Source organism: Actinomadura fibrosa (assembly GCF_900659615.1).
GTDB classification, from domain to species: Bacteria; Actinomycetota; Actinomycetes; order Streptosporangiales; family Streptosporangiaceae; genus Spirillospora; species Spirillospora fibrosa.
Genome location: NZ_CAACUY010000023.1, coordinates 60,325 through 73,823, shown reverse-complemented (window position 1 = coordinate 73,823; position 13,499 = coordinate 60,325). Strand labels below are relative to the sequence as shown.

Genomic DNA, 13,499 nt, shown 5'->3' with positions numbered 1-13,499 from the left:
GCGCAGATGCCGGTTGTATTCGGATTGGCAGGGCAGGCGCGGGAACAGGTGCCCGATCCGGGCCGGGGCCAGGCGCAGCCAGCGGTGCTCGGCATCGCATCCCAGCAGCACCTGCGCGACGGCCACGCAGACCAGCTCGGCATCGGTCAGCAGCCGGGGCCGCCCCCGCCGCCGTCGCGGCGAAGGCAGGACGTGATCGTCCAGATGAACGTAGAGTGCGGTCAGAAGGGCGTCCAAGTCAGTCTTCACACACCGACCATGGGCGCCCTTCGCCATGCCCGCACCCGGTTCAGCAATTTCCCATCAACGATCTAGCGCCCGCCCAAGCACGGTCACGGGGCGAGCCGCCAGGCGAGCCCCGTGGGCCGGGATTGAAATTTAATGCGCCGCTTCTTGCCAGGTGCGGCCGGTGCCCATGGAGATGCTCAGGGGGGCGCGGAGTTCGTAGGCGCCGGCCATCTCGGTGCTGACGAGGTCCTTGAGGGTGTCGAGTTCGCCGGGGGCGACCTCGAAGACGAGTTCGTCGTGGACCTGGAGGAGCATGCGGGACTCCAGGGCGGCGTCGCGGAGGGCGCGGTCGACGTTGAGGCTGGCGACCTTGATGATGTCGGCGGCGGAGCCCTGGATGGGGGCGTTGAGCGCCATCCGCTCGGCCATCTCGCGGCGCTGCCGGTTGTCGGAGTTGAGGTCGGGGAGGTAGCGGCGGCGGCCGAGGATGGTCTCGGTGTAGCCGTCCTGGCGGGCGCGGGCGACGACGTTCTGGAGGTAGTCGCGGACGCCGCCGAACTGCTGGAAGTACTCCTCCATGAGGCCGCGTGCCTCGTCCGGGGAGATGCGGAGCTGCTGGGACAGCCCGTAGGCGGACAGGCCGTAGGCGAGGCCGTAGTTCATGGCCTTGATGCGGGCGCGGAGCTCGGAGTCGATCTGCTCGGGCGGGAGGCCGAACACGCGGGACGCGGTGATGGTGTGGAAGTCGGCGCCGGTGCCGAACGCCTCCAGGAGCGCCTCGTCCTCGGAGAGGTGCGCCATGATCCGGAGTTCGATCTGCGAGTAGTCGGCGGTGAGGAGCGACTCGTAGACGGTCTCGCCGGAGCGGCCGACGATGAACGCCTCGCGGATCTGGCGGCCCTCGGCGGTGCGGATCGGGATGTTCTGGAGGTTGGGGTCGGTGGACGACAGCCGTCCCGTCGCGGCGATCATCTGGTTGAACGTGGTGTGGATGCGGCCGGCGTCGTCGGCCATGGGGATGAGCGAGTCGACGATGCTCTTGAGCTTGGCGACCTCGCGCCAGCGGAGGATGTGTTCGAGGACGGGGTGGCCGTCCTTCTCCAGGAGCGTGGTGAGGGCCTCGGAGTCGGTGGTGTAGCCGGTCTTGGTGCGCTTGGTCTTCGGGAGGTTGAGCTCGTCGAACAGGACCTGCTGGACCTGCTTGGGCGAGCCGAGGTTGAACTCGTGGCCGACGGCGTCGTGGGCGGCCTGCTCCTGCTCCTTGACCTGGCCGCCGAGGGAGGCGGACAGGCCCGCCAGGTGGTCGGCGTCGACGGCGATCCCGGCGCGCTCCATGCCGGCGAGGACGCGGACGAGGGGCAGCTCGACCTCGTGGAGGAGGCGGGTGGCGCCGCGCTTGTCGAGGTCGCGGTCGAGGACGTCGGCGAGTTCGGCGACGGCGCGGGCGCGGACGGCGAGGGCCTCGGCGGCCTCCTCCTCGCCGGAGCCGTCGAGGGTGAGCTGGCCGGTGTCCTCGGTCTCGTTGCGGAGTTCGCGGTGCAGGTAGCGCAGCGCGAGGTCGGCGAGGTCGAAGGTGCGCTGGCCGGGGAGGGCGAGGTAGGCGGCGAGGGCGGTGTCGCTGGTGACGCCGTCCAGGGTGAGGCCGCGGGCGGCGAGGGCGAGCATCGGGCCCTTGGCCTCGTGGATGGCCTTGGGGCGGGACGGGTCGGCGAGGTAGGCGGCGAGGGCGCGCTCGTCGTCCTCGATGAGCTCGGCCGGGTCGAGGTGGACGGCGGGGCCGTCGGGGGACGCGAGGGCGAGGGCGGTGACCTCGCCGGTGCCGCGGCCCCAGGTGCCGGTGACGGCGAGGCCGAGCCGGCCGGTGGCGTTGGCCTCCAGCCAGCCGGCGAGGGCGCCGGGCTCCAGGGCTTCGAGGTCGACCTCGAAGCCCTCGTCGGCCTCGGGCTCGGCGGCCGACAGGGACGAGTAGAGCCGCTCGCGGAGCACCCGGAACTGGAGCGAGTCGAACAGGGTGTGGATCTCCTCGCGGTCCCACTGGCCCATGCTGAGCTGCGGCGGGGTGAGCTCCAGGCCGACCTCGGTGTCGAGCTTGTTGATCTGGTGGTTGCGCAGCACGCCGGCGAGGTGCTCGCGCAGGCTGTCGCCGGCCTTGCCCTTGATCTCGTCGACGCGGGCGACGAGGGTGTCGAGGTCGCCGTACTTGGCCAGCCACTTCGCGGCGGTCTTCGGGCCGACGCCGGGCACGCCGGGCAGGTTGTCGCTGCTCTCCCCCACGAGCGCGGCGAGCTCGCGGTACCGCTCGGGCGGGACGCCGTACTTGGCCTCGACGGCGGCCGGGTCCATCCGGGCGAGCTCGGAGACGCCCTTGACGGGGTACAGGACCGTGACGTGCTCGTTGACGAGCTGGAACGCGTCGCGGTCGCCGGTGACGATGAGGGTGTCGATCCCGGCTTCGGCGGCCTGGGCCGACAGCGTGGCGATGATGTCGTCGGCCTCGAACCCCGCGACCGACATCCGCGGGATGCGCAGCGCGTCCAGCACCTCGAAGATCAGGCTGACCTGGCTGCGGAACTCGTCGGGGGTCTTCTGGCGGCCGGCCTTGTACTCGACGTACTGCTCGTGCCGGAACGTCGGCTCGGAGCGGTCGAACGCCACCGCGATGTGGGTGGGCTGCTCGTCGCGGAGGACGTTGATGAGCATCGAGGTGAAGCCGTACACGGCGTTCGTGGGCTGCCCGTCGGTGGTGGAGAAGTTCTCCACGGGGAGCGCGAAGAACGCCCGGTACGCCAGGGAGTGCCCGTCGAGCAGGAGGAGCCGTTCACGCTTGTCAGGGGTCGCTGCTGTGGTCGCCACACCAGGACTCTAGTCTGCGCGTACGACAGTTTTGTGGAGGCGTCAGTGAGCGACACCGACGGCGCGGGCTCGCGCGACCTCGCGGCGGAGATCCTCGCCCGGGCGAACGCGCAGGACCCGCACGGCGACCTGGCCCGGGCGATGGGCATCGAGTACCTGGAGGCGTCGGCGGAGCGCGTGGTGGGCCGGATGCCCGTCAAGGGCAACACCCAGCCGTACGGGCTGCTGCACGGCGGCGCGTCCTGCGTCCTCGCCGAGTCGCTCGGGTCCGTCGGCTCAGCGCTGCACGCGGGCCTGGACCGCATCGCGGTCGGCATCGAGATCAACGCGACGCACCACCGGTCCGCGACGGACGGGTGGGTGACCGGCGTGGCGACCCGCGCGCACGGCGGCCGCACCCTCGCCACCTACGACATCGTGATCACCGACGAGCAGGACCGGCGGGTCTGCACGGCCCGTCTCACCTGCATGCTCAGGGACCGTCCCGACACGTGATCGCCGCTTTCTTTGCGATGGGCCGTCCGGGGTCTGTAGCGTGGATCGGAGCGGCCCGGGATCACCGAGTAGACAACGTACGCGCCCGGGGAAGGTTCGTACGGCCCCAAAGGTGATCCCGGGCGGTACCTTTCCCGGCCCCGGACGATCTACAGTGCGTCCATGCGGCCCCCGGCGCGGACGGCGCTCGCGACACTGGCGTTCCTCGGCTTCGCCGTGGCGGCCGCGGGCTGTTCCGGCGGGGACGGGCCCGAGACGTACCGGCTGCCGGAGCGGCCCGTCCGCGACAATGAGCGGGCGCTCCCCTACCGCGAGGTCCGCGACGGCCAGGTCATGTTCGCCGCGCTCGGCCTCAGCTCGGGCCTCACGACGATCACCGGGAGCCACGCGGACCTGCCGTCCAGGCTCGGCGGTTTCGTGCGCGTGCGGATGCTCGCCGAGAACGGCTACGCGACCTTCCACAAGGTGAACCTCGACCGGCAGCTCCTCGTCGTCGCCGGCGGCCGCACCTTCACGCCGGACGTGAACGCGATGCGCGTCAAGCGGCAGCCCACCGAGATCGAGCTCGGCTCGCACGACCGCATGGAGTTCGACCTGATGTACGACGTCCCGAAGGACGCGCGGATCCGGGCGCTGCGCCTCTACGCCGCGCCGACCGACGGGCTCGGCATCGAGCTGCCGAACGACCCCGGGGTGGAGCTCCCGCTCGGCTGAGCGGGAACTCCACCCCGGGGTGTGCGCCGTGTGTCAGGCCCGGCGCCCGTCCTCGTCAGACGCGGCGCCCTCCGCGACGTCCTCGGACGTGGCGTCCGGGGCCGTGCCGGGGACCGGGTCCGCCGCGGTCGCGCCCGCGCCGTCCCCGACCCCCAGATCGCCGCCCAGGTAGGCGGCACGGACCTGCGGGTCGTCCAGCAGCTCCGCCGCCGGAGCCGACTTGACGATCCGGCCCGTCTCCAGCACGTACGCCCGGTGGGCGAGCTGGAGCGCCTGCTGCGCGTTCTGCTCGACCAGCAGGATCGTCGTGCCGCGCCGGTTGATCTCCTCGATGATCGAGAAGATCTGCTGCACCAGCATCGGCGCCAGCCCCATGGACGGCTCGTCCAGCAGCAGCACCTTCGGCTTCGCCATCAGCGCGCGGCCGATCGCGAGCATCTGCTGCTCGCCGCCCGACATCGTGCCCGCCGCCTGCGTCCGCCGCTCCGCCAGCCGGGGGAACAGCTCGTAGGCCTCCGCCAGCTCCTTGGAGTGGTCGTCCTTGCGGGCGTACGCGCCCATCAGCAGGTTCTCGTGCACCGTCATGCCGGGGAAGATCCCCCGGCCCTCCGGCGCCTGCCCGATGCCGGCGAGCACCCGCTTGTGCCCGGGCATCGCGCCGATGTCGGCGCCGTCGAACAGCACCGCGCCCGACGACAGCGGCCGCAGCCCCGAGATCGTCTTCAGCGTGGTGCTCTTCCCGGCCCCGTTCGCGCCGATCAGGGAGACGATCTCCCCCTCCGCGACGCCGATCGAGATGCCCTTGAGCGCCTCGATCTTTCCGTAGTGGACGCGGACGTCCTTCAACTCAAGAAGCATCGGCCGGAGCCCCCAGGTACGCCTCGATGACCTTCGGGTCGTTCTGCACCTCGGCGGGCAGCCCGTCGGCGATCTTCTGACCGAAGTCCAGCACCGCGACCCGGTCGCTGATCCCCATGACGAGGCCCATGTCGTGCTCGATGAGCAGGACGGTGCGCCCGCTGTCACGGATCTTGCGGATCAGCCCCTGGAGCGCCACCTTCTCCGCCGGGTTCATGCCCGCGGCGGGCTCGTCCAGCAGCAGCAGCTTCGGGTCCGTCGCCAGCGCACGCGCGATCTCCAGCCGCCGCTGGTCGCCGTACGGCAGGTTCTTCGCGAGATCGTGCACCCGGTGCCCGATCCCCACGAACTCCAGCAGCTCCCGGGCGAGCGCCTTGCCCGCGCGCTCCTCGTTGCGGTGCCACGGCAGCCCGAACGTCACGCTGAGGAGCCCGGCGCGGTGGTGCGCGTCCGCGCCCACCTGCACGTTCTCCTCCGCCGTCATGTTCGGGAACAGGCGGATGTTCTGGAACGTCCGCGCGATACCGCGCTTGGTGACCTTGTACCGCTTCAGCCCGTTGAGGGCGCCGCCGTTGAACGAGATCGTCCCGGACGTCGGCCGGTACACGCCGGTCACGGTGTTGAACACCGTGGTCTTCCCGGCGCCGTTCGGGCCGATCAGCGCGAAGATCTCGCCCTTGCGGATCGTCAGGTCCACCGCGTTCAGCGCGACGACGCCGCCGAACCGCATCGTGACGGAGTCGAGCTCCAGCAGCGGGGATCCCCCGCCGTTCCCGGCCTCGCTCATTTGCTCCCCACCTCGGCTCCCGCGCTCGTCCCGGGACCCGCGACCTCGGCGCCCATGCTGCCGAGCCCGCCGGAACCCTCCTCCATCTCGGCCTTGCGCTGCCTCGACGGGATCAGGCCCTCGGGACGGACGATCATCATCAGCACCAGGATCCCGCCGAACGCGAGGTCACGGTACTCGGTCACGACGCGGAACCGCTCCGGCAGCCACGCCACCAGGAACGCCCCGGCGATCACGCCCGGGATGTTGCCCGCGCCGCCCAGCACCACCGCCGCGAGGATCGTCGCCGACAGCAGGAACGGGAAGTTCGCCGGCGCGACATAGCTCGCCTTCGACGCGAACACCACGCCCGCCGACCCGCCGATCGCCGCGCCGATCGCGAACGACAGCAGCTTGAACTTGAACGTCGGCACGCCCATGATCTCCGCGGCGTCCTCGTCCTCGCGGATCGCCGACCACGCCCGCCCGATCCGGCTGAACTCCAGCCGCTTCGAGAAGACGATGACCAGCACGATCAGCCCGACCAGCAGGATGTAGTACGGCCGCGCGTCACGGATCTTGTAGGTGAAGATCTCCGTCCCCGCGAACCACACGCCCTCCCTGGACGGCGGGTGCGGGATGTGGTCGATGCCGCGCGTCCCGCCGAGCCACTCGCTGTTCTCGGCGACCTTCCGGACGATCTCCCCGAACCCGAGCGTCACGATCGCGAGGTAGTCGCCCCGCAGCCGCAGCGTCGGAGCGCCGAGGATCACCCCGGACACCGCCGCCATCAGGATGCCGAGCGGCAGCAGCTCCCAGAACCCCCACTCGTACTTGGTCGACATCGTCGCCATCGTGTAGGCGCCGATCGCCCAGAACGCCACGTAGCCGAGGTCCAGCATGCCCGCGTAGCCGATCACCACGTTCAGGCCGAGGGCCAGCAGCACGTACACGCCGATCGGGTAGAACAGGATCGTCTGCCAGTTCGACTCCGGCGACATCACCGGCGCCAGCCCCTCGTACGGCAGGAACAGCGCGCCGACGATCAGCAGCACGTAGACGATCCACCGCTGCCACCACGCCGCCGTGTCCCACCGGTCGCGGAGACCGCCCACGGCGCGTCCGTACCCCGTCCGCGCCCGCTCCCAGGCGCCCGCGGACTCGTTCTTGGAAGTGTTCACGTTGTCGCTCATGCGCGCGCCTGCTGAAGGGACTCACCGAGGATGCCGGTGGGACGGAACAGGAGGATGACCACGAGAAGGGTGAACGCGATGACGTCCTTCCACTCGGAGCCGAAGATGGAGCCACCGTAGTTCTCGATGAGCCCCAGCGTGAACCCGCCGACCAGTGCGCCGCGCAGGTTGCCGATGCCGCCCAGCACCGCCGCCGTGAACGCCTTGATGCCGAGGATGAAGCCGATGTTGAACATCGTCTGCTGGTAGAGCAGCGCGAAGAAGAAGCCCGCCGCCCCCGCCATCAGCCCGCCGACCAGGAACGTCACCACGACGACCCGGTCGATGTTCACCCCGAGCAGCACCGCCGTCTCCGGGTCCTGCGCCGTCGCCCGGATGCCCCGGCCGAGCTTGGACCCGTTCACGAACCGGTTCAGGATGACCATCATCACGATCGCCGCGACGAAGATCAGCAGCTTGTCGTTGCGGACCTCGCCGGAGCCGATGCTGAACAGCACCTTCTTCTCCAGCAGGTCCGGGACGTGGATCGGGTCGCGGCCGCGGCCGTCCCCGAAGAACTTCGGGATGACCACCGTCGCGAACAGCTCCTGGAGGAACAGCGACGCGCCGATCGCCGAGATCAGCGCCGCGAGCCGCGACGCCCCCTTCTTGCGCAGCGGCCGGTACGCCACGCGTTCCAGCACCACCGCCGCGCCGCCCGACGCCAGCATCGACGCCGCCAGGCACGCCACCAGGATCCCCACCAGCGCGAAGCCGCCGTAGGGACCGCCGTCGAACCCGACGACCTGGATCAGCGTCAGGCCGCCGAACGTACCGATCATGAAAATCTCGGAATGGGCGAAGTTGATCAGCCGCAGCACGCCGTAGACCATCGTGTAGCCGAGCGCGACCAGGGCGTAGATCGAACCGACGGTCAGCCCATCGACCGTGTTCGCCCAGAACTGGGATGTGAAGTCGTGAAGCACTGAGGGTTCCTCAAGAAAGAGGGGGCGGGAGCGCTGATGGCGCTCCCGCCCCGCGCCGTCAGGCCGGCGTGTCTCCGGCGGTAAGGAGGACCGGGATCACTCGGGCTTGACCGTGGCCGCGTCGCCCAGGAACTTGAGCTTGCCGTTGACGACCTGGAACATGTAGATCGTCTTCACCGAGATCTCGCCGTTCGCCTCGAACTTGATCGGCTTCGCGACGCCCTGGAAGTTCACCGTCTTCAGGTAGTCGTTCACGTCCTTCGGCGAGGTCTTGCCCGCCTTGAAGGCGTTCAGGAACGCCGTCGCCGCGTCGTAGCCCTCCGCGGAGTACGTGCCCTGCTCCTTGCTGAACTTCGCCTTGTAGTCGGCGATGAACTTCGCCACGGCCGGGTTCGACGCCGACGGGTTGATCGACTGGCAGGCGCACGACAGCAGCGCGCCCTCCGCCTGCTTCGCGCCCGCGCCGTCCACCAGCTTCTGGTCCAGCGCGCCGTCGTCGGACAGGAACTTCGCGGTCACGCCCGCGTCCCGCAGCTGCTTGAGCAGCTTGTCGCCGCCGTTGTAGTAGCCGCCGAAGAAGATCGCGTCCGGCTTCGCCGACTTGACCTTGTTGACCGTGCTGGAGTAGTCGGTCGCCTTCGGGTCGATCTTGTCGCGCTGCGGCGTCACGCCCGCCGCCGACACCGTCGCGAACACCTTGTCCGCCAGGCCGACGCTGTACTCCTGGTTGTCGTCGATCACGAAGATCTTCTTCGCGGCCAGCGTCTTGGTGAGGAAGTCGCCGTCCACCTGGCCCTGCGCGTCGTCGTTCGAGATGACCCGGTGCCAGAACTTCCAGTTGTTCTTCCCGAGCGCCGACGCCGTGGCGGACGGGGAGATGTTCGGGATCTCCGCCTCCTCCAGGCTCGGGACGGTCGCCTTCGACTCGCCGGAGAACACCGGGCCGACGACCGCCGTCACGTTGTCGTCGATCGCCTTCTGCACCTGGCCGGGCGCCACGGCCGGGTCGCCCTTGGTGTCGTAGATCTTGAAGTCGACCTTCTTGGACGGGTTCGTGGCGTTGTACTGGTCGATCGCCAGCTTCACGCCGTTCGAGATGTTGATACCGAGCTCGGGTGAGTTGTCGCCGGTCTGGACACCCACGTAGGCGATCGTCAGCTTGTCGCCGCCACCGCTGTCGTCGCCGGAGCCGCACGCGGCGGCGCCGAGCGCCATGACCGCACCCAGCGCCAGAGCGCTGGTGAACCTCATCTTGTTGCGCCGCAAGGTGCCAAACCTTTCAGTTCCGGATCCGGGGTCATGGATCGGGTACGAGTCACGCCCCGGCGCCGCACCTCACACGTAGGAGATACCGGTCACCCGGGGACCAGCTATGTCGTACACCGCCGACCCCGGCCAGATCAGCACCCCTGACCGGAAGGGTTATTGCTTCGTTACTGCTCCGTGCTCTCCCGATCCCCCGTATTGCCAGGGACGATCACGCACAGTGACCACTGGTCCGAGCCCCGGCACCCACATCGGCCCTTGACAACACGGGCATGAGCAGGGCAGGGACACGCGCCGGAGGCGGACGTCACGGCACTCAACCGGCCGCGGACTCCCCCTGCCCGGCGTCCCCCGCCGCACCACCGCCGGCACCCGCGGCCCCACCGGCACCTGCGGCCCCGCCGGCACCCGCGGCCCCGCCGCCCGTCGCACCGGCCACGACCGCCTCCGCGACCGCCCGCATCGTCAGCCGCCGGTCCATCGACGTCTTCTGGATCCAGCGGAACGCCTCCGGCTCCGTCCAGCCGTGCGCCTCCTGCAGCAGCCCCTTGGCCCGATCCACGACCTTGCGGGTCTCCAGCCGCTCCTGGAGCCCCGCGACCTCGGCCTCCAGCGCCCGCAGCTCCGTATAACGGCTGACGGCCATCTCGATCGCGGGCGTCAGATCGGTCTTGGAGAACGGCTTGACGAGGTAGGCCATCGCCCCCGCCTCCGTCGCCCGCTGCACCAGCTCGCGCTGGGAGAACGCCGTGAGGATCACGACCGGCGCGATCCGCTCCGCCGAGATGCGCTCGGCCGCCGAGATCCCGTCCAGGACCGGCATCTTGACATCGAGGATCACGAGGTCCGGCTTGAGCTCACCGGCCAGCCGAACGGCGGTCTCGCCGTCCCCGGCCTCCCCGACGACCTCGTAGCCGTCCTCCTGCAGCATCTCCTTGAGATCCAGCCGGATCAGGGCCTCGTCTTCCGCGATCACAACTCGCCGAGCGCTCTCCACGCGCACGAGCCTACCGGGACCCGCTACCCTGGTCTCGGCCAGCCCTCCCCCCAGCCTTGCGGGAGGACTCCGCAAACCAGATGTCCGGTTCGTCCGGAGATTAGCCCCGATAACCCAATTGGCAGAGGTTGCGGTCTCAAACACCGTTCAGTGTGGGTTCGAGTCCCACTCGGGGCACCTGAGAACAATGGGCTATTCGCCCTCATAGCATTCCCCTCTGCACCCTCTCGCGCCGCTATCCAGCCGAGGCCGAACCAGCTCGAACTCGCTGCCCGCAGCCACCCGGACACGAAATGTCATAGGCTCGCGACACACTGTCCGCATGTACAACGACACGCAGCGTCAACAAGCCCTCTCCATGATCGACCGCGGTCTCACGATCAGCGAGGCGAGCAGGCAAACCGGCATATCGCGGTGGGCGATCCGGGACTGGCGGCTCAAGGCCGTCCAAGGACAGGCCCTCCACGCAGGCCCCTACCAGGACTGCCCCCGATGCTCAGGTGTACCGAAACCGCCGGCACCGCCCGACGCCTACACCTACCTGCTCGGTCTCTACCTGGGGGACGGCTGCATCAGCCCTGTCGGCGAGCCCCGAAAGGAGATCTGGGCTTTGAGGATCTCCTGCGCGAACGCCTGGCCAGGCCTCATCGAGCAATGCGTAGCGGCGGTCTCGGCCATCCGGCCGCAGAACAAGGTGAGACGTGTTCCCTGCCCCGGCTGCACAGAGGTCAACAGCCACTCCAAACATTGGCCCTGTCTCTTCCCGCAGCACAGGCCCGGACGAAAGCACGAGCGGAAGATCGAGCTGGCGCGATGGCAACAAGAGATCGTGAATGAGTGCACCCAAGACTTCGTCCGAGGGCTGATCCACTCGGACGGGTGCCGAACCACCAACCGGATACGACGGCCGCTGAAGGACGGGGATCGCTGGTACGAGTATCCGCGCTACAACTTCACGAACGTATCGATCGACATCCAGCAACTGTTCACGAACGCACTCGACCGGCTCGGCGTCCCGTGGACGCAGATGAACCAGAAGAACATCTCCGTAGCGACCCGAGAGGGGGTGGCACGCTTAGACGAATTCGTAGGACCGAAACACTGAGCCGCCGGTCCACCCGAACGCGCGGCGACGCCTCACGTCAGATCGGATAACGGGTCGCCTCGTCCAGAGGCGTCGGCTTCGTGTCAGCGATGGCCTGAGGAGTCGGCGGGACTTCGTGGCCAGTCGTCAGGTCCTCAAGAGGCGTGCGGACCGGCAGCTTGCGCCAGCGCGCCGGCTCGGGTCCGTCCGTCCGGTGATCGTCGCTCATGTACTCATGGTGGGGTGGTGGTTGACGAGGTGTCCAGAGCGAGCCACAAATGAAATCACGTGGTGATCTACAGGCGGGGCCGAATCCCCTGCTAACCCCACAACGAGGCATGGCCCCACCGCGAACAGGCGCCGCAAATGCCCCGAACCACGAATGCGCGCCGCCATGGCCACACGCCGCCAAGGAACACGCGACACCGCGTCCAGCCTCACACACCGCCCCAAACACCCCAAGACACACGCCGCCATAATGGGGCCACCACCGCGATGGAGCCACCACCGCGGTGGGACGCCACCGTGATGCAGCGCTGCCGTGGCGGGCATAGCGCCATAGAACGGCCATCGTGGTGGGGGAACCGCCATGCACTGCGCTCCGTCCGGAGCGGGCCTCTGATATGCCACATCAAAGCGTGCGCGCCAAGCGGAAATCCATGCTCCCCCGGGCCCGTGGACTGCCACCGTCCTGAAGCGCCCACCGCCTGACGCCACGTGCCGCCGCGCAGGTGCTCTGCCATCGGGACGCACCATCCAAGAAGCGTGCCGCCGCGCAGGGCGCCCTAGCGGAGACGGGTGCCGCCGTGAGATGTGCGCCGTCAGCAGCGCGCGACGCTACGGGTAAAAACGGCCGTGGAAGACATGCCACCGTGAACAGTGTGCCGCCACGGAGCCCGTTGCAGCGAAGAGTGCCGCCGCTGAGGAAACGCGGGACGCTTCAAGTGCACGGCCAAGGTGAGCGCACCGCCGTAGGGACGTGCCGCTGTCAGCGGCACGGTGCCGTAGGGACGTGCTGCCGTAGGGACGTGGCGCTGTCAGGGGCGCGCTGCCGTACAGGGCGCGCTGCACGGAAGGGGTGCCGCGGTGAGCGTGCGCTGTCGAGTACGCGTGACGTTACGGTGCGCACGGCCGCCGTGGGAACGTGCTGTCGTGGGTGTGCGCTGCGGGACGTGCGCCATCGGACGTGCGCCATCGGACGTGCGCCGTCAGGAACGCGCAACGCTGTAGACGGGCACGGCCTTGGAGAGACCGCGACGCCGTGGGGCGCGCCGCCATAGAGGGCACGCTGTCATAGGGTGCGCTGCCACGGGGTGGACACTGCCGTGAAGTTGGCCCCGTTAGGAAGGCGCGGCGCTGTGGGTGAGCCCGGCTTGGAGAGCGCGCCGCCGCGGGGACGCCACGCCTGAGGGGCACGCTGCCGTACAGGGCGAGCTGGACGGAGGAGTACTTCGGTGAGTGTGTGCCGTCAGCAGCGCGCGACGCTGCGGATGCACGGCCGTGGGAGCGTGCTACTGCGGGGTGGGCGCCCTCAGGAATGCGCAACGTTGTGGGCGTGTGCGGCCGTGGAGAGCGCGCCGCTGTGGAGGTGTGCTGCCTTGAGGGGCGCGCTGCTGTGTAGGCCGCGTCGCCGTCAAGGGCAGGCTGTCATGGGGGCCGCTGCCGTGGGATGGATGCTGCCGTGTAGTGCGCACCAGCAGGAGCGCGGCACTGCAACTATGCGCGGCCTCGGGGTGAGCTCGGGCGCCGCTCCGGAGGAGCACGCACCGCCATGGGCGCATGCTGCCGCAAAGTGTGCACCGTAAGGAGTGGGCGGCGTTGTGCGCCCGAGCGTGGGGTGGGCGTAGGCGCCGTCGTGGAGGGAGTGCCACTGCGGAGGGGGGCGCCGCCACGAAGAGCTCACCGCCAAGGGGACGCACCGCAAGGGGACGCACCACAAGTGGTGGCACCACAAGGGGGCGTGCTGAAGGGGGATGTGCCGCCGTCGGAGGGGCGGGCTGCCATCGGCCCCGTGCTGCCCTAACGACGCGCTGCCCTAGCGAGCTGGCTGCCGTGGAGTGCTCTGCCGTGGGGAGGGTGC

At 69.4% G+C, this 13,499-nt stretch carries 11 protein-coding genes, 1 tRNA gene and 1 pseudogene; 4 read left to right on the top strand and 9 right to left on the bottom strand.

The window, feature by feature from the left end:
• Together E1300_RS11770 and polA are read right to left on the bottom strand one after the other, a co-directional pair.
• A pseudogene (locus E1300_RS11770) lies at positions 1–249 on the bottom strand (IS982 family transposase); the annotation flags it as partial.
• A 129-nt stretch (positions 250–378) separates the two neighbouring features.
• On the bottom strand, positions 379–3,081 hold the full coding sequence (polA, locus tag E1300_RS11765) for a DNA polymerase I (RefSeq protein WP_131756992.1): 2,703 nt from the start codon (positions 3,079–3,081) through the stop codon (positions 379–381).
• A gap of 141 nt (positions 3,082–3,222) precedes the next feature.
• Here polA and E1300_RS11760 point away from each other — a divergent pair, with 141 nt between their 5' ends.
• Together E1300_RS11760 and E1300_RS11755 are read left to right on the top strand one after the other, a co-directional pair.
• On the top strand, positions 3,223–3,576 hold the full coding sequence (locus tag E1300_RS11760) for a PaaI family thioesterase (RefSeq protein WP_306440651.1): 354 nt from the start codon (positions 3,223–3,225) through the stop codon (positions 3,574–3,576).
• 162 nt (positions 3,577–3,738) lie between these two features.
• Positions 3,739–4,290 carry a DUF4352 domain-containing protein gene (locus E1300_RS11755; protein WP_131756991.1) on the top strand — a complete coding sequence of 184 codons (552 nt, stop codon included), beginning with the start codon at positions 3,739–3,741 and terminating at the stop codon, positions 4,288–4,290.
• Positions 4,291–4,323: 33 nt separating this feature from the next.
• On the opposite strand, the gene E1300_RS11750 is transcribed toward E1300_RS11755, so the two are convergent.
• The 6 genes from E1300_RS11750 to E1300_RS11725 form a co-directional block, all read right to left on the bottom strand.
• Complete coding sequence (locus E1300_RS11750; protein WP_131756990.1) at positions 4,324–5,148, bottom strand: ABC transporter ATP-binding protein; 825 nt, start codon at positions 5,146–5,148, stop codon at positions 4,324–4,326.
• Complete coding sequence (locus E1300_RS11745; RefSeq protein ID WP_131756989.1) at positions 5,138–5,935, bottom strand: ABC transporter ATP-binding protein; 798 nt, start codon at positions 5,933–5,935, stop codon at positions 5,138–5,140. Before E1300_RS11745 ends, E1300_RS11750 begins: the two co-directional genes overlap by 11 nt.
• Positions 5,932–7,107 (bottom strand): branched-chain amino acid ABC transporter permease, encoded by a 1,176-nt coding sequence (locus E1300_RS11740; protein WP_131756988.1) that lies wholly within the window; start codon positions 7,105–7,107, stop codon positions 5,932–5,934. Before E1300_RS11740 ends, E1300_RS11745 begins: the two co-directional genes overlap by 4 nt.
• On the bottom strand, positions 7,104–8,072 hold the full coding sequence (locus E1300_RS11735; protein ID WP_131756987.1) for a branched-chain amino acid ABC transporter permease: 969 nt from the start codon (positions 8,070–8,072) through the stop codon (positions 7,104–7,106). The genes E1300_RS11740 and E1300_RS11735 overlap by 4 nt, the downstream gene beginning before the upstream one ends.
• 96 nt (positions 8,073–8,168) lie before the next feature.
• A complete protein-coding gene (locus E1300_RS11730; RefSeq protein WP_242619088.1) occupies positions 8,169–9,338 on the bottom strand; it encodes a branched-chain amino acid ABC transporter substrate-binding protein in 1,170 nt (389 codons plus the stop codon).
• A gap of 316 nt (positions 9,339–9,654) precedes the next feature.
• A complete protein-coding gene (locus E1300_RS11725; protein ID WP_370784725.1) occupies positions 9,655–10,341 on the bottom strand; it encodes an ANTAR domain-containing response regulator in 687 nt (228 codons plus the stop codon).
• A gap of 97 nt (positions 10,342–10,438) precedes the next feature.
• Here E1300_RS11725 and E1300_RS11720 point away from each other — a divergent pair.
• Both E1300_RS11720 and E1300_RS11715 read left to right on the top strand, forming a co-directional pair.
• Positions 10,439–10,512: transfer RNA gene (locus tag E1300_RS11720), tRNA-Leu, on the top strand.
• A gap of 145 nt (positions 10,513–10,657) precedes the next feature.
• The gene (locus E1300_RS11715; protein ID WP_131756986.1) at positions 10,658–11,440 is read left to right on the top strand and encodes a helix-turn-helix domain-containing protein; all 783 of its coding nucleotides are present in this window, start codon (positions 10,658–10,660) and stop codon (positions 11,438–11,440) included.
• A 37-nt stretch (positions 11,441–11,477) separates the two neighbouring features.
• On the opposite strand, the gene E1300_RS49975 is transcribed toward E1300_RS11715, so the two are convergent.
• Positions 11,478–11,648, bottom strand: a complete 171-nt coding sequence (locus tag E1300_RS49975) for a hypothetical protein (protein WP_165502800.1) — start codon at positions 11,646–11,648, stop codon at positions 11,478–11,480.
• Positions 11,649–13,499: the final 1,851 nt, after the last annotated feature.